The organism is Vibrio sp. Vb1337 (genome assembly GCF_033338715.1).
Taxonomy (GTDB): domain Bacteria; phylum Pseudomonadota; class Gammaproteobacteria; order Enterobacterales; family Vibrionaceae; genus Vibrio; species Vibrio alginolyticus.
Genome location: NZ_JAWOTD010000001.1, coordinates 156,711 through 172,158, shown reverse-complemented (window position 1 = coordinate 172,158; position 15,448 = coordinate 156,711). Strand labels below are relative to the sequence as shown.

Sequence of the window (15,448 nt, the reverse complement as noted above, 5' to 3'; positions counted from 1 at the left end):
TCGATCAGATAGGTAAGTGGCAATCCAAACAGAGACAAAGGTTACTCTATTTCGGTTTGTTTTGATTGCCTTTTAACCGCTTTTCTTTGCGTCGCAGTGCCCGGAAAAACTTTGACTCTTCGTGGTACCAACCAAGGACACTAATTGGGAAGCCCACGAGCATCATAATAAAAACATCCGCAGGGAGTTGTTCCCAAATGTCGCTTAAAGAATGCAGCTCTCCAAAAATGAACAAACCGATGACTTTACCAAGCAGTAATGCACAACAAATCATAAAGAAGGACTTTAATATATAGTGCCATTTGCCTTTTTTACGCTCTTCTCTCCAATAGGCATATTTATATTGTCGGTCGTACATTCATCCCCCTAAAGTAAACTTGCCGTAAGTTTAAGTATCTCGATAGCGTAAAGTGCGTTGGCACCTCTTTAATCATAGTGCGTATCTAAAGTGAATGCTTGTCGTGGCAATAAGAAGGTGAGGTATTCTGTAGTAAGAGCTACATAATCTCTGAACGTTATATGTCTTGTGTAATTCGGATGATGCGTGATTTTGCTTATCGCTAGTGTTTTCTGAACACCCAAATCGGGCCGATGAGTAGAAACTGTAAATCCTCAAAAAACGACGGTTTTTTACCTTCAATCTTGTGACCGATAAATTGCAATATCCACAATACACCAAACAAGAGCATAGAAATATGCAGAACGGGCAACATCAATACCTCTAGAGACCAAATAAGGCCAATGCACGCTAATGTGTAGCCGATCATCATCATGAATACGCTCAGAGACAAACGAAAATAGAAAACCCAAGTGGGGATCACCGCTACCCAAACCCAATTAAGTTCGAAGCCTAATAATGAAATCTGGGGAATCGACCAAATAAGTCCAACCACAGAAAGGTAAATACCTGGAACTGCGATTGTGTGAATCTTTTGGTTGATAGGGTTTTGGTGACTCTCCCCGTATTCTTTTAGCCATTCAGATAATGCTCGCATATCATTCCCCTTTTCCACCTTCTTATTCTTATATAGCCCGAGGATGAAAAAGGTGCGAATTTTTCCGTAAAGGCTACGAGCAACGAGCGACAAAACAACAGAGGCCAGTGCGTTGCCGATTACTCACCAAGCAACGCTCGTTGTGCTTTCGGCAGCTTGGCAACGACAAGAGCATAAGAGCGTTCACACAAGTCTTGAATCAACCCATCCTCGACATCACCGTTAAAATAAACCGTTATCCAATGACGCTTATTTAAGTGATAACCCGGGATAATATCCGTAAACTGCGACGTTAAGACTTCTCCATCTTCTGGTTTTACTTTTACGCTGACATACTCCCGACCGTTTCTCTCTGCAATGATGGCAAACATCTTGCCTTTGATTTTGTATACAAGCGCTTCAGGCCCAAATGGGAAATCGCTTTCTGCACACATGAAGGTACTTAAGTATTGTTCTAGTTCTTTGCTTTTCATATCCCCTGCCTCCTTCTGCGTTCTCATTCAAATTGTGGCAATAGCAATTTTAACGCCTGGTTAACCTGCTCTTTTTCATTGCCTTCTAAACCATGCAATAACGATTGCTGAACGTCTACATGCTCCAAAATTAGCTTGTCAATTAAGGTTAAGCCTTGCCCTGTTAGTTCAACGGTGACGCTACGTCGGTCTTCTTTACTATGGGTTCTGGTGATAAACCCTTTCTTCTCTAGTTTATCTAAGCGATTAGTCATCGCACCCGAAGTGAGCATCATCGACTCTATTAACGCTGAGGGAGTAAGACAATATGGTGAACCAGCTCGACGCAGTGTCGCTAACACATCAAATTCACCCATTTTCAGATCGTACTTCTTATGTAGCTCGGCGACCCTAGATTCCATGTGTTTTGCAATTCGCATTAGTCGACCCATTATTGCCATCGGTTCAGTGTCGAGGTCTGGCTTCTCCCTAGCCCACTGCTCTACCACTCTATCAATTGCATCCATTATTTCTCTCCAAACATCATATATTTTTTATTTTAACATAAAGATACTTTACAAAAAGCCACCTTACCGATATCGTTACATTTAATTATCTCTACATAAAGATATTTAACATGAACATTTTACTTGCGATGATTCCTGCCTTTTTTTGGGGGACGACTTACGCTGTTACTCAGTTTACTCTACCGGATTGGCCTCCCGTTTTACTTGGCGCTCTAAGGGCACTGCCTGCGGGTCTTTTGTTGCTGGCAATAAAGCCGTCGTTTCCGAAAAGAAGTGAGTGGAAGGTGCTGCTTGTTTTAGGAACCATCAACATCGCTTGCTTCTTTGGTCTCATTTTTGTCATGGCGTTGACGCTTCCTTCTGCCATCTCTGGTGTTGGTATGGTTTCGGTCCCCGTTTTTGCGATGCTGTTTGGTTGGGCGGTCTACAAACGCCAGCCTAGTGGCATCCAAGCTATAAGCGGCGCAACTTTGATTGCTTTAGCTTGGTTCTTATTTGATCCTAGCTCTATTTCTCTCGACCCCGTGGGATTACTTGCGATGATCTCCGCCATTATGTGCATCGTGATAGGAAGTAGCGTAACAAAGTCACTAGGTACAAAAATGCACTGGTGGACAGTGTTAACATGGCAGCTCATTTTGGGTGGCGTGATTATGTCTATCGCAACAAGTGTGCTGGCGATAAACAATCCAGAGCCATATGTTACTGTCGTTCAGGACGTATCCATGACGAATATTCTAGGGTTACTTTGGGTAATTATTCTGAACACCGCATTAGGGTATGGCATGTATGTATGGTTATTACAGCGGATGTCGGTCGTAGATTTTACCTTTGGTGGTATTGCAAACCCAGTCGCAGGCATTGTTTCGGGCCTACTGCTATTGGGGGAAACGTTCACTCCTCTGCAATACAGCTTAATGCTAGGAATGATCGTAATGTCATTACTACCTCAGCTCATTACGTCAATCAAAACGAAAAGAGCCGCGCTAACCTAGGAAACTGGCACCTTTAAAGCGGGATGTTATGACGTTATGGCTGTTAAGCGCTTGCAAGGTTAGTCAGGGGCTCTGGTTTAGCGTAAACATAACCTTGAATAAGGTAAATCGCATGCTGAGCCAGATATTCGACTTGAGCCTGGCTCTCTACACCTTCTGCAATCATCTCACATTCCGCTTTGTTCGCTGCAGACACAATTGAGTCCAGCACTTTCAACTTTTGATCGTCAGATCCTATTGGATCAATGAACATCTTATCCACTTTTACACACCGGATGCCCAAATCTTGTAGGTAAGAAAAGCCACCATATCCGGTACCAAAATCGTCAATTTTGAACTTGTAGCCTTTATTCGTTAAATACAAAATCTCTTTTTTCGCGGCCTCAGTGTCTTTTACTGGTATTCTCTCGGTCAACTCAAAATGAATTCTATTCGAGATTGGCCAATTTAACTCCGACAGCAACTTCGTTAATACGCCTGACTCTAAATGGGAGGAAACAATATTGATGCTGACCCACGTATGCTCGGGCAAGTCACTTAAGTCTTGTATGATTTTACGAATGAGCTGATTGGTCATCGGGATAATCAGGCCACTTTCTTCTGCAGCACCAATAAACATATTTGGTGGCACCATTCCATCACGTCGCGACCATCGAATCAGAGCTTCATATCCTACTGTCTTACCATCGCGACTATCGACAATCGCCTGGTAGTAAGGAATAAATTCTGTATTACTAATCCCATTTTCAATTAGACCTGTAATGGATTTTCTCAAGCTTTTACCAGATATGTATGCAAAGGCAGTCACAAGACCAGCAAGCACACTTACAAGACCGCCCCACAAAAGTACTCTTTCCTGAGCATAATGTTTAAGTTTTTCACCGCTGTATATCTTTATGAGCATGTTGGCTTGAGAATCTCCTGAAAAGAAAAACTCTTTTGACAGTGCGTTTTCTTCTCCTGCAATATTCGCTTTGCCACGGCTTATCGTTAAATCACCAAATATTGGTTCATCATACTTAAACTCTACAAATAGGCAGTCTTTGCAAGGCGTTTTTATTACCTCGTTAACCCAACTGTTATCAAGTACCCAGAAGACTTCAACGTGTTCATTATCATAAATGACCATCCACTCTATTTGGTCATTCTGTTGCGGCAAAATAAGTGATGCGAAAAAGTTTTCATCCATCTGAAATCGTTCACTACTAGATGGGCGAGACACTTCACTACCAACCGTGGAACACGTTTTTCCGCCTTCTGTGGTCATCGCAATAAAACGAATGTAACGGTTATAAAAACGTGGGTCGCGTAAAGTTCTTACATCACTATCACTACAAGTAAAATCTAACTGAGCAATCTGCTTCACTATTGCTCCGTCCAAATAGGCAGACCTTTGATTTAAATAATCTACGTAAGCATCTATTTTCGACGCTTTTACCGAGTTGACGTAAAAGTTGGTTATCGAATGAAAGGCCACTACAAATATGGCGATGGGAACTAAGCCGAGTAAAATGGCATACCTTGTATTCTTTGTTATCAAAGTTCGTCCTGCTAATCTGTCAAGCAACCTAAGTGGGATATGAATACTATCTCATTTTTATAGTCCAAAAAGTGAGGAATGACGCTCAATAAAATTATAGACTCAAGTGGCTTTCAGATGTCGGGATTTAGAATGTGAGCACCAAACCACATTCGAGGAGAACAAAGTAGCGACTAAGTGGAAAGTAAGAACGAGCCCAATTGTTAAGTCATCCGTAATAAAAGTGACGACTTGGAGCTTGAGCAATACTTTTTAGATAGGCAGCAGATACGCTAAAAAACAAAAAGGAAACGATTGATACCAACCGCTTCCTTGATTTGTTATTGCTATTTAAAAGCGCGTGAATTACGCCACTTCAAGAATCACTTTTTCCAACTTATCTAAACCTTCACTAAGCACTTCAGGCTCAATGGTTAGCGGCGGCAACAAGCGAATCACGTTCGCTTTTACCCCACAAGAAAGCAAAATCAGACCATTTTCTTGCGCTTTAGAAATCACCGCTTTGGTCATCTCTTGTAGCGGCTCACCCGTTTCAGGATCAGTAAATTCAATCGCCATCATCGCACCTGTAGTACGGATTTCACCGATAGCAGGCACTGACTGTTGCAGTTTTGTCATACGAGCATTGACCACTTCACCGATACCCATTGCTTTAGCACACAAGTCTTCTTCTTCGATAATTTTCAGTACTTCAAGACCAGCAACACAGCCAAGTGGCGAGCCCGCATAAGTGCCACCTAAACCACCAGGTAGTGCAGAATCCATCACATCCGCTTTCCCAACTACCGCTGAGATTGGGAAACCACCAGCAATGCCTTTCGCCATTGTCATTAGGTCAGGTTCAATGCCTAGGTATTCTGTTGCAAACATTTTACCGGTACGAGCAAAACCCGTTTGGATTTCATCGGCAATCAGCATAATACCGTGCTTATCACACAGCTGACGCAAGCCTTGTGCAAACGCTTCAGGTGCTTTGTAGAAGCCGCCCTCGCCTTGTACTGGCTCGAAGATGATCGCCGCAACGCGTGAAGGTTCAATATCGCACGCAAATAGGTCGTCGATCGCTTGTAAGCTTTGCTCAATGCTGATGCCGTGGAACGCATTTGGGTACGGCGCGTGGTAGATTTCATTCGGGAAAGGACCAAAACCTGCTTTGTACGGCGCTACTTTACCGGTTAACCCCATCGTCATATTTGTGCGACCGTGAAAGCCGCCTTTGAACGCTATCACGCCGCTACGACCAGTATGAGCGCGCGCTACTTTCACTGCGTTTTCGACCGCCTCGGCGCCAGTGGTTAGAAAGATCGCTTTCTTCTTAGTCTCACCCGGTGCAAGTTCTGTCAGCTTTTCAGCCAGCTCTACGAATGACGCGTATGGCGTAACCATCGCACACGTGTGTGAGAAATTGTCCAGCTGAGCTTTTACCGCTTCGCTAATGCGCTTGTGAGAATGCCCGGTGTTAGTTACCGCGATGCCCGCTGCAAAGTCGATGTATTTATTGCCTTCAATATCCCATACGTAAGCGTTTTCTGCTTTCTCGACGTAAAGTGGGTACAGTGCGCCCATACCTTGAGCGATAACTTGGCTTCTTCTTTCGTGTAGTTGTTGGTTTGTCATTGTTTTGTCCTTAATTAGTTGCCGCCAAAGCAGAGATATTTCACGTCCATGTATTCATCGATACCTTGTTTTGCACCTTCACGTCCGATACCGGACTGCTTAACACCACCGAAAGGAGCCACTTCAGTAGAGATCATACCTTCGTTAATGCCGACCATGCCGTATTCGAGCGCTTCTGCGATTTTCCAAACACGGTGAATGTTTTGGCTGTAGAAGTACGACGCGAGACCGTAGATGGTGTCGTTCGCCATTTCGACTAGCTGTTCGTCGCTGTCAAAACGAATCACTGGCGCGACAGGGCCAAAGATTTCCTCGGAAACAATCTTCATGTCGTGAGTAACGTCTTTGAGAACCACTGGCTGCATAAATAGACCATCGAGCTTTTTAAGCTCTGAAACCGGCTTCGCGCCTTGCTCGATAGCACCATCAATAAGCGTCTGAATGCCTTGCTTCGCTGACTCGCTGATCACTGGACCAATGTTGACCCCCTCTTCCAATCCGTTACCAACTTTGAGCTGCTGAACCGCAGCGTCAAACTTAGCAACGAATTCGTCATACACTTTGCTGTGTACATAGAAACGGTTCGCACAAACACACGTTTGACCTGCGTTACGGAATTTCGACGCCATCGCGCCTGCCACAGCTGCATCAATATCCGCATCATCGAATACGATAAATGGCGCGTTGCCACCGAGCTCCATTGAGGTACGTTTGATGTCAGCCGCGCTTTGCTGCATCAGCACGCTACCGACTTGAGTAGAGCCAGTGAAAGACAACTTACGAATCAACGGGTGTGAAGTGAAGATAGCACCGACCTGACGGGAGTTTTCCCCCAATACCACTTGCAGCACATCGCGTGGGATACCCGCTTGATAGGCAAGCTCTGCAACCGCAAACGCAGACAGCGGCGTAGATTCAGATGGTTTTACCACAAAGCTACAGCCTGCTGCTAAAGCTGGCCCTGCTTTGCGCGTGATCATCGCAATTGGGAAGTTCCAAGGTGTAATCGCACAGGCGACACCAATTGGCTGTTTGATGGTCACCAAACGCTTGTCCGCACTTGGCGCAGGAATCGTCTCACCGTAGGTACGCTTCGCTTCTTCAGCAAACCATTCGATAAAGCTCGCGCCGTAAAGCACTTCACCTTGAGCTTCCGCTAGCGGCTTACCTTGCTCTAACGTCATCAAACGGCCAAGGTCGGCTTTGTTTTCTAACAGGAGTTGGAACCAACGATTGAGCATGCCAGCACGCATTTTTGCTGGCAGTGCCGCCCACTCTTTCTGCGCCACACTGGCACGTTCAATGCCATTTAAAATGTCGTTTTCGGTTGAAACTGGTGCGTACCCGAGGAGTTCTCCGGTCGCCGGATTAGTCACTGCAATGCCCTGTTGTGGATTCGCTACCATAAACGAAACAAGGCTTTGGTTTTGTATCTGTTGCATGGTCATTCCTTTTGACAACTCATCATCGCCGCTAAGCCAGCGGCGAGTTCATGTTTAAGCAGGGATCTGCTGCGTAATACAGTGAATGTTCCCTCCGCCGAGTAGAACCTCTCTCGACGGTATCGCGATGATTTGGTATTCCGGCATCGCGTTTTGCAAAATATCGATCGCCATAGCGTCGGTCTCTTCGTCCAGCATCGGCAAGAACACATGCTCGTTGACGATAAGAAAGTTCGCATAAGAGGCACTTAGGCGTTCGCCAGCTTGTCGACTCATTCCCGAACTGGCGTCAATGCCATTGGCTTCGCGCTCGCTGTAATGCAACGGACCCGGTAATGGCAAACGGACAATTTCAATATTGCGCCCTTTCGCATCGTGCTGAGATTTCAGTACTTGTTCCGCTTGACGAGATAACGCGTATTGCGGATCACTTGGGTCATCGGTCCAACTCAGTACCACCTTACCCGGAGCGATAACGTGCATCAGGTTGTCAACATGGCCGTCTGTTTCGTCATTGAATAAACCATTTGGCAACCAAATGACTTTTTCGATACCGAGATACGCCTTTAACTGCTCTTCAATTTGCGCTTTGCTCAACTGTGGATTTCGCCCCGGACTAAGTAAGCACTCTTCTGTGGTGTAAAGGGTGCCTTCACCATCGGTGTGAATCGCCCCACCTTCAAGTACAAACGGTGCGCGGTAATGATCAATACCGATGATGTCGCACACCGAACCAGCGACAAGATCGTCCTGCTGCCAGTTGTCGTAAAGGCCGTTGTATTCGCCGCCCCACGCGTTGAATTGCCAACTAATCCCACGGCGCTCGCCCGCTTGGTTAACAAGCACGGTCGGCCCGATGTCTCGCATCCACGCATCGTTAAATGGGATTTCCACCAAACGTACATCTGAGTGAAGCATTTGACGCGCTCGGTCAAAGTTGTGCGAGCACACCGCCACACACACTTTGGTCACTTCCGCGATTAAGTTCGCGATTCTGGCGAAGGTTTCTTGCGCGGGTAATGCGTCATCACGCCAATTGTCTTTCCTTTCTGGCCACGCTAGCCAAACTTCACTAACCGGCTGAAACTCAGCCGGAAAATAGAAGCCATCCTGCGCTGGTGTTGTCGATAACTTCATTTTAACGCCTCTTTAAACGGCTAGTTTGCCAACGCTGGTGTAAAGGTCTGGACGACGGTCGCGGAACAAGCCCCATGCGTGACGCGCTTTCGCTGTCGTAGCTAGGTCGATTTCTGCGTAAATGATGGTTTCACCTTGACGCGGTGCTTCGGCAATTTTTGCACCAGTGTGGTCAGTGATAAAAGAAGAGCCGTAGAACGTCGTCTCGATACCATCATCGACTTCAGTGCCCACTCGGTTTGACGCAATCACTGGAACGAGGTTTGCTGCCGAGTGACCTTGCATTGTACGTTGCCAGTGGTCACGTGAATCCAGTGTCGGATCTTGAGGCTCAGAACCGATTGCAGTTGGGTAAAAAATCGCTTCCGCGCCGTGCAGAGCCAAGCTGCGCGCAAGCTCTGGGAACCATTGGTCCCAACAAATGCCAGCACCGAACTTACCGAACTTGGTTTGCCACACTTTGAAACCGGTATCGCCAGGGCTAAAATAGTACTTTTCGCTGTAGCCCGGGCCATCAGGAATGTGTGACTTGCGGTAGTTATCTAGTACCGTACCATCGGCATCAATCATCACTAGCGAGTTAAAAAACGTGTTGCCCGCTTTTTCAAAGTAACTGACTGGAATAACGACGCCGAGCTCTTTAGCCAACGCACTCATCTCTTTAATAAGACGACAATTCTCCGTTTCTTCTGCAAGCTCGAAATACTTTGCTTCCTGTTTTTTGCAGAAGTAAGGCGCAGCGAACAGCTCTTGCGGAAGAATCACGTTCGCACCGCTTTGTGCTGCTTCACGAATCGCCTTTTTTGCTTTGGCTAGGTTATCTTCCAGATCCCAGCTTTTCGTCAGTTGAAGGGCTGCAAATTTCACCACTTTGCTCATTGGATATTCCTTATCTCTTAAATCGCCAGTTTGTCACGTAGGTTGTAGTAAGCCGCGCCCATTGCCGTAAACGGAATTTGGAAGTGGCGGCCACCCGGGAAGGAGTAATGTTTCAGTGCAGCAAACGCGTCGAAACGTTCAGCGTGTCCGGTCAGAGCTTCGGCCAGCAACTTACCTGCTAGGTGAGTACACGTTACACCGTGACCGCTGTAGCCTTGTAGGTAGTAAATGTTGTCTGCAAACGAGCCAAATTGCGGCATGCGTGAGTAAGTCAGCAAGAAGTTACCTGTCCAGGTGTAATCAATCTTGATGCCTTTCAATTGTGGGAAGACTTTCTCCATCTTCGGACGAATCAATGCTTCAATGTTTTCTGGGTCACGTGCGCCGTAAACCACGCCACCTCCGAACAACAAACGCTTGTCGGCGGTTAAGCGGAAGTAGTCAAGCAAGTAGTTACAGTCCTCAACGCAGTAGTCACTGGTCAGCACTTGTTTTAGCTGCTCATCACTCAAAGGCTGAGTCGCCACCACTTGTGTGCCACACGGAATCGCTTTGTTGCTGATGTTTGGTGCCAAACCACCAAGGTAGGCGTTACCTGCCAGTACCACGTACTTGCTCTTCACGCTGCCTTTCGCCGTTTTCACTACTGGGTTAATCCCTTTGTCAATCGACACGACCGCCGACTGCTCAAAGATTTGACCACCTAGAGACGTAAACGCAGCAGCTTCACCCAATGCCAGTTTAAGCGGGTGAATGTGACCACCGCGCATATCCAGTAAGCCGCCAGTGTATACTTTAGTGCCTACCGCTTGTTCTACCTCTCCTGCGTCAAGCAGAGTCAGTTGGTCGTTGCCGTAACGCTCCCAGTTCTTCTTATGTTCTTCTAGCCCTTTGAGTTGTTTACTGTTCAGTGCCGTGAACAAGCCACCTTGCTTGTAATCACAGTTGATGTCGTATTTGTCAATCAGGCCACGGATGATATCGCCGCCTTCAAAAATCATATCGCACAGAGCTTTGGCTTGGTTTTGGTCGTAACGGCTTTCAATCACGTCAACATCTCGGCTGTAGCTGTTAACGATTTGGCCACCGTTACGACCAGTTGCTCCAAAGCCCACTTTTGCGCTTTCTAGTACAACAACTTTAAAACCTTTTTCTGCAAGGTGTAGTGCAGAAGAAAGACCAGAGAATCCCGCACCGACTACACACACATCGCACTCGATGTTGTCTTGCAGTTGTGGGTATTCCGGCATGTTTGGCACAGAGTGCGCGTAGAACGAATCCGTATGCTTGTTCATAGAACTATTCCTTTATTTATCGTAATCGTCAGCAGGCTTAAGGATGGAGGCGAATCCAAGTGGTTTTGGTTTCGGTGAATTTTGCAATCGCGTGGAGAGACTTGTCTCGACCATTTCCGCTCATTTTGAATCCGCCAAATGGGACCGTCATATCACCTTCGTTGTAGTTGTTGACCCAAACCGAGCCGGCTTGCAGTCGTTTTGCTACGCGATGAACGCGGTTGATATTGCTGCTCCAAAGTGCAGCACCTAAGCCGTACTTCGAATCGTTAGCGATCTCAATTGCTTGCGCTTCATCTTTGAATGGAATGACACACAGCACCGGACCAAAAATTTCCTCTTTGGCGACACGCATCTTGTTGTCGACGTTGTCTAAAATGGTTGGGGAAACAAATGCGCCCTGCCCATCGACATCACCGCCACAACGTACGTTTGCACCTTCTGATTCACCTAACGAGATGTATTCCAATACTTTTGATTTATGATCTTGGTCGATGAGTGCACCCATGGATGAACTTGGGTCCATTGGGTCTTTTGGCGTGAACGCTTTCGACGCTTGAATAACTTTTTCTATAAACTGATCTTTGATGCTTTCGTGAACAAGCAGGCGGGTTGCCGCGACGCACACCTCACCTTGGTTGTAGAAACACCCTGCGGCGGTGTCTGCTGCTGCGCGGTCTAAATCATCACAATCTTCAAACACGATGTTCGCGTTCTTGCCGCCCGCTTCTGCAAACACACGCTTTAGGTTGCTCTCACCCGATCTGACCATCAGTTGACCTGCAATGCGCGTCGAGCCTGTGAAGGCGATGCAGTCTACGTCTTGGTGTTTCGCCAGCGCGTCGCCAGCTTCATGACCAAAACCCGTAACGACTTGGAAAACGCCTGTTGGTAAGCCCGCTTGAGAAGCAAGTTGACCTAGGAATATCGCGGTGAGAGAAGATTTTTCTGACGGTTTTAGAATCACGCTATTACCAGCCGCTAAAGCAGGGCCAAGCTTCCAGCACGCAAGCCAAAGTGGGAAGTTCCACGGTACAACCGCAGCAACCACACCAATTGGTTGATGAGAAATAAAAGCGTGTACATCTTTTTCGGTTGGGGCAACTTCGCCGTATACTTTGTCGATTGCTTCTGCGTACCAGCGTAATGCACTCGCCGCACCAGGAATATCGGTAGAGAAGCTGTGAGAAATAGGCTTACCGGTATCAAGCGTTTCTAGCAGAGCCAATTCTTCTTGGTTTTGATCAATCAAGTCAGCAAACTGTTTAAGCACTGCTTTGCGATGAGCTGGGCTGCTCTCGCTCCACTGACCGGATTGAAATGCTTGGCGAGCGTATGAAACCGCGAGATCAACATCTTCATTTTGGCAACGGGCGATTTCGGTGAATATCTCATCTGTTGCTGGGTTAACTACCGGGATGGTTTGCCCTGTTAAAGCGGCACTGTATTCACCGTTAATGTACGCCCTGTTTTCGATGTTTAGATTGTTTTTTAGTTCAATCCATTGCTCTTGGGTTTTCATACGCTCTCCTTGTGATCACACAAGGCAAGCCCCCACTAAAATGTGGTTGGCGTATGCGCACTTATCATTCGACAAGCCTTGTCTGTGTGATTAGTAAATCGATGGGGCTTCGTCGTATCAATAATGTACGACTCGCCCGCTGTTATGACATGAGATTGCCCTTTATATTCCAGAGTGATTTCACCCTCTAATACGGTGCCAATCTCTTCGCCTTCGTGTTTGATTTCTGCCGCACCAGTGGTTCCATAAGGTGCATATTCCTCGATCAAGAATCCGATGACTTGATCTTTGTCGCCATTCGTTACCAGTTTCATGGACACCGTCTCGCTCCCGATTTCCACAAGATCTGACGGCTTGATGACTACTTTCACTTCATCGTTCGAAGGTTGTTCAAAAGTGAAAAACTCTGATAACGATAAAGAAAATACATTAACGATTTTTTGTAGTGAGCTGACCGACGGGCTCACTTTGCCATTTTCAATGGATGAGATTGCACTGTGGGTAATACCAGCGCGCTCGGCTAGTTCCCTTTGTGACAATCCATGTTTTTTTCGTAACTGAACAATATTTTTACCAATCTCTTGATTGTCCATTCATACAGCTCCAAACGTTTAACGAGAGGTAGCCATCATAAATTCATTGAACAAAATTTGAGAGAAATGATTGGTTTTTGCTTCCCATTCTGGGTGCCACTGCACGCCAACGAAAAATTTTTGATTAGGAAGACTAAATGCTTCTACCAAGCCATCCGGGGCTTTAGCTTCTACTTGTAATAGAGGAGCAAGCTGATCGACGCCTTGGTTGTGTAGTGTGTTCACTTCAAAGAAGGTGGTATTTTCCCAATGATTTTGCACTAGCCATTGTTCAAATAAGCTCTGCTTTTGAACTAGCACAGCGTGTGCTGGCGCGTATTTTTGTTCGAAATCTTCAACAGGCGCTTCACGATGGTCATTGAAGCCGGAGTCATGAACGGCTGGGTTTAACGAGCCACCAAGTGCGACATTCATCTCTTGAAAGCCGCGGCAAATACCAAGGCACGGAATGTTTTGGTCAACCGCATGACGAATTAACGTGAATGAGAGCTCATCACGAGCTTCATCTTTGTAGCTCTCTTCGTGCGTTGCATTGTATCGATGTGGCGCAACGTTAGAGTGGCTGCCAGGAAAAAGAAAACCATCACATATGTCTAGGATGGTGGTTACGTCATCGCCCGACATGTCGGGAGCCAACATAATCGGTAGTCCTCCAAAATCCTTTATGGCGCGAAGGTAAAAGTCGTTGACCGCTTGTATCTGATAGCCACCCAACTCTTTAGCGCAGCTAACCACACCAATGATGGGTTTGTGTGTATCTGCCATGATATGTCCATGTTCAATTTATTTAACACAAACCCTACAAACCATGTACAAAATTATCAACACAGATGACCATTATTATCGTCACAACGTGATCTGACGCACTTTTTAGGCTTCAAAACTGAATATTTATGCTCATTATATTGAACAAAATAAAACCAACTGTTACAAAATGGTTAACAGAAAGACATAAAAACCAGCCGTTAAACATCAAAAGCACAGTGTAAGTGCATGTTTAAATTAAAAATAACCTGAAAAACAAACAACTCGTTCAGAGTGCTGTAATTTATTTGTTAATTTGGTTATTTCTAATTTCTACTCGTCAGGCTATTTGGAGAAGAAAATGGAATCGTATCTACAGGAAGTACAAAATTTTAAACAAAAATGGCCCGATATTGAATTTATCGATCTCATCTTTACCGATATAAATGCCACCCCAAGAGGAAAACGCATCCCGATAGATGCTCTAGAAAAACTGAATAAAGGTGTTGCCCTCCCCCTTTCGACCATCACCCTAGATACCAAAGGTAACGTCGTTGAAACGGCCGGGTTGGGAGAAGATCTCGGAGAACCAGATAACCTCTGCTATCCAATCAGCGGCACCTTAATGCCGACGGCAAAAGAACAAGTTGGTCAGCTACTGCTTAGTATGATGGATGAAACCGGGCAGCACCCTAACCCACTGTTCATCCGAAACATTCTCGCTTCTATATTGCAAACACTGCATGCTAAAGACCAATATCCTTGTGTCGCGCTCGAGCTGGAGTTCTATTTAATAGACAAAACCCGCGGCGAAAATGGCGAACCATTAACGGCAATTAACCCCACGAAAAAAACTCGAGAAAAAGATACCGAGGTTTACGACCTTGATGGACTAGATGACTACGCTGATTTCTTGGCCGACCTTAATCGAATTGCATTAGAACAAGGTTTAAACACTTCCGGAGCCCTATCTGAATCGGCCCCAGGGCAGTTCGAAATCAACTTCAACCATTCTAAAGATGTACTTCGAGCATGTGATGAAATCATCATCGCAAAACGCCTGATTCGCCAGGTCGCTCATCAGCACGGATTTGACGCCACATTTATGGCGAAACCTTTTAGTGAGCAAGCGGGTAATGGCATGCACATTCATCTCAGCTTGGTTGATACAGATGGTAACAACCACTTTAGCCAATCAGACGGTCAAGCGAGCGCCTTCTTCTATCAAACCATGGCAGCGATGCTGTCACAAACATCCGATGCCATGGCTCTAATCTGTCCTAACGTTAACTCTTACCGTCGCTTTGTTCCTGGCGCTTACGTCCCGACCAAAGCCGATTGGGGAGAAAACCACCGCGGTGTTGCGTTGCGTGTGCCTATCAGCGATAGCAAAAATCGCCGTATAGAGCATCGTATAGCAGGCGCTGACGTTAACCCATACATTCTCGCTGCAGTAGTACTTTCCGCAGTATTAGCGAGTGAAAGCTACACCAAAGATCAATGTCCACCGACTCTCAGTGATGATGCAATTGAGTTACCTCTGCGTATGTCAGAAGCTCTAGAGCGACTGGAGCACAGTGAGCTAGCTCAATACATCTCAAGAGATTTTATCGATTTGTATCTAGCTTGCAAACAGAGTGAACTCGCAGAATTTGAGCGAGCGATTACTCCATTGGAAATCGACTGGATGTTGCACTCGGCATAAACAAA

Annotated in this window: 15 protein-coding genes; 2 read left to right on the top strand and 13 right to left on the bottom strand. The window is 46.1% G+C overall.

Going from position 1 to position 15,448, the window contains the following annotated elements; translation table 11 throughout:
• Positions 1 to 46: 46 nt before the first annotated feature.
• From R7E42_RS00775 to R7E42_RS00760, 4 genes are all read right to left on the bottom strand, one after another.
• The gene (locus R7E42_RS00775) at positions 47 to 358 is read right to left on the bottom strand and encodes a hypothetical protein (protein WP_005377799.1); all 312 of its coding nucleotides are present in this window, start codon (positions 356 to 358) and stop codon (positions 47 to 49) included.
• 202 nt (positions 359 to 560) lie between these two features.
• On the bottom strand, positions 561 to 995 hold the full coding sequence (locus R7E42_RS00770) for a DUF962 domain-containing protein (protein ID WP_005377800.1): 435 nt from the start codon (positions 993 to 995) through the stop codon (positions 561 to 563).
• Between the two features lie 119 nt (positions 996 to 1,114).
• A complete protein-coding gene (locus tag R7E42_RS00765; RefSeq protein WP_017633985.1) occupies positions 1,115 to 1,468 on the bottom strand; it encodes an MmcQ/YjbR family DNA-binding protein in 354 nt (117 codons plus the stop codon).
• A gap of 23 nt (positions 1,469 to 1,491) precedes the next feature.
• On the bottom strand, positions 1,492 to 1,974 hold the full coding sequence (locus R7E42_RS00760; protein WP_005377802.1) for a MarR family winged helix-turn-helix transcriptional regulator: 483 nt from the start codon (positions 1,972 to 1,974) through the stop codon (positions 1,492 to 1,494).
• Between the two features lie 110 nt (positions 1,975 to 2,084).
• Here R7E42_RS00760 and R7E42_RS00755 point away from each other — a divergent pair, with 110 nt between their 5' ends.
• Positions 2,085 to 2,969, top strand: coding sequence for a DMT family transporter (locus tag R7E42_RS00755; RefSeq protein ID WP_025766728.1), 885 nt, complete (start codon positions 2,085 to 2,087; stop codon positions 2,967 to 2,969).
• 43 nt (positions 2,970 to 3,012) lie between these two features.
• Here the strand turns inward: R7E42_RS00755 and R7E42_RS00750 are convergent, their stop codons facing one another.
• From R7E42_RS00750 to R7E42_RS00710, 9 genes are all read right to left on the bottom strand, one after another.
• On the bottom strand, positions 3,013 to 4,335 hold the full coding sequence (locus tag R7E42_RS00750) for an EAL domain-containing protein (RefSeq protein WP_080276911.1): 1,323 nt from the start codon (positions 4,333 to 4,335) through the stop codon (positions 3,013 to 3,015).
• A 519-nt stretch (positions 4,336 to 4,854) separates the two neighbouring features.
• The gene (gene gabT / locus R7E42_RS00745) at positions 4,855 to 6,126 is read right to left on the bottom strand and encodes a 4-aminobutyrate--2-oxoglutarate transaminase (RefSeq protein ID WP_025766730.1); all 1,272 of its coding nucleotides are present in this window, start codon (positions 6,124 to 6,126) and stop codon (positions 4,855 to 4,857) included.
• Between the two features lie 14 nt (positions 6,127 to 6,140).
• A complete protein-coding gene (locus R7E42_RS00740; RefSeq protein WP_017633980.1) occupies positions 6,141 to 7,568 on the bottom strand; it encodes an NAD-dependent succinate-semialdehyde dehydrogenase in 1,428 nt (475 codons plus the stop codon).
• Between the two features lie 54 nt (positions 7,569 to 7,622).
• A complete protein-coding gene (aguA, locus tag R7E42_RS00735; RefSeq protein WP_017633979.1) occupies positions 7,623 to 8,705 on the bottom strand; it encodes an agmatine deiminase in 1,083 nt (360 codons plus the stop codon).
• 12 nt (positions 8,706 to 8,717) lie between these two features.
• Positions 8,718 to 9,584 (bottom strand): N-carbamoylputrescine amidase, encoded by an 867-nt coding sequence (aguB, locus tag R7E42_RS00730; protein ID WP_025766731.1) that lies wholly within the window; start codon positions 9,582 to 9,584, stop codon positions 8,718 to 8,720.
• A 17-nt stretch (positions 9,585 to 9,601) separates the two neighbouring features.
• Complete coding sequence (locus R7E42_RS00725) at positions 9,602 to 10,879, bottom strand: NAD(P)/FAD-dependent oxidoreductase (protein ID WP_025766732.1); 1,278 nt, start codon at positions 10,877 to 10,879, stop codon at positions 9,602 to 9,604.
• 37 nt (positions 10,880 to 10,916) lie between these two features.
• A complete protein-coding gene (locus R7E42_RS00720; RefSeq protein ID WP_025766733.1) occupies positions 10,917 to 12,401 on the bottom strand; it encodes an aldehyde dehydrogenase in 1,485 nt (494 codons plus the stop codon).
• 35 nt (positions 12,402 to 12,436) lie between these two features.
• Complete coding sequence (puuR, locus tag R7E42_RS00715) at positions 12,437 to 12,994, bottom strand: HTH-type transcriptional regulator PuuR (RefSeq protein WP_005377813.1); 558 nt, start codon at positions 12,992 to 12,994, stop codon at positions 12,437 to 12,439.
• Positions 12,995 to 13,012: 18 nt separating this feature from the next.
• The gene (locus R7E42_RS00710; protein WP_005377814.1) at positions 13,013 to 13,759 is read right to left on the bottom strand and encodes a gamma-glutamyl-gamma-aminobutyrate hydrolase family protein; all 747 of its coding nucleotides are present in this window, start codon (positions 13,757 to 13,759) and stop codon (positions 13,013 to 13,015) included.
• 340 nt (positions 13,760 to 14,099) lie between these two features.
• Here R7E42_RS00710 and R7E42_RS00705 point away from each other — a divergent pair, with 340 nt between their 5' ends.
• A complete protein-coding gene (locus R7E42_RS00705; protein WP_005377815.1) occupies positions 14,100 to 15,443 on the top strand; it encodes a glutamine synthetase family protein in 1,344 nt (447 codons plus the stop codon).
• Positions 15,444 to 15,448: the final 5 nt, after the last annotated feature.

What these genes read in the sequence shown, in the direction of transcription:
- R7E42_RS00775 (WP_005377799.1), bottom strand. Translation starts at nt 358, where the DNA reads ATGTACGACCGACAATATAAATATGCCTATTGGAGAGAAGAGCGTAAA.
- R7E42_RS00770 (WP_005377800.1), bottom strand. Translation starts at nt 995, where the DNA reads ATGCGAGCATTATCTGAATGGCTAAAAGAATACGGGGAGAGTCACCAA.
- R7E42_RS00765 (WP_017633985.1), bottom strand. Translation starts at nt 1,468, where the DNA reads ATGAAAAGCAAAGAACTAGAACAATACTTAAGTACCTTCATGTGTGCA.
- R7E42_RS00760 (WP_005377802.1), bottom strand. Translation starts at nt 1,974, where the DNA reads ATGGATGCAATTGATAGAGTGGTAGAGCAGTGGGCTAGGGAGAAGCCA.
- R7E42_RS00755 (WP_025766728.1), top strand. Translation starts at nt 2,085, where the DNA reads ATGAACATTTTACTTGCGATGATTCCTGCCTTTTTTTGGGGGACGACT.
- gabT (WP_025766730.1), bottom strand. Translation starts at nt 6,126, where the DNA reads ATGACAAACCAACAACTACACGAAAGAAGAAGCCAAGTTATCGCTCAA.
- R7E42_RS00740 (WP_017633980.1), bottom strand. Translation starts at nt 7,568, where the DNA reads ATGCAACAGATACAAAACCAAAGCCTTGTTTCGTTTATGGTAGCGAAT.
- aguA (WP_017633979.1), bottom strand. Translation starts at nt 8,705, where the DNA reads ATGAAGTTATCGACAACACCAGCGCAGGATGGCTTCTATTTTCCGGCT.
- aguB (WP_025766731.1), bottom strand. Translation starts at nt 9,584, where the DNA reads ATGAGCAAAGTGGTGAAATTTGCAGCCCTTCAACTGACGAAAAGCTGG.
- R7E42_RS00725 (WP_025766732.1), bottom strand. Translation starts at nt 10,879, where the DNA reads ATGAACAAGCATACGGATTCGTTCTACGCGCACTCTGTGCCAAACATG.
- R7E42_RS00720 (WP_025766733.1), bottom strand. Translation starts at nt 12,401, where the DNA reads ATGAAAACCCAAGAGCAATGGATTGAACTAAAAAACAATCTAAACATC.
- puuR (WP_005377813.1), bottom strand. Translation starts at nt 12,994, where the DNA reads ATGGACAATCAAGAGATTGGTAAAAATATTGTTCAGTTACGAAAAAAA.
- R7E42_RS00710 (WP_005377814.1), bottom strand. Translation starts at nt 13,759, where the DNA reads ATGGCAGATACACACAAACCCATCATTGGTGTGGTTAGCTGCGCTAAA.
- R7E42_RS00705 (WP_005377815.1), top strand. Translation starts at nt 14,100, where the DNA reads ATGGAATCGTATCTACAGGAAGTACAAAATTTTAAACAAAAATGGCCC.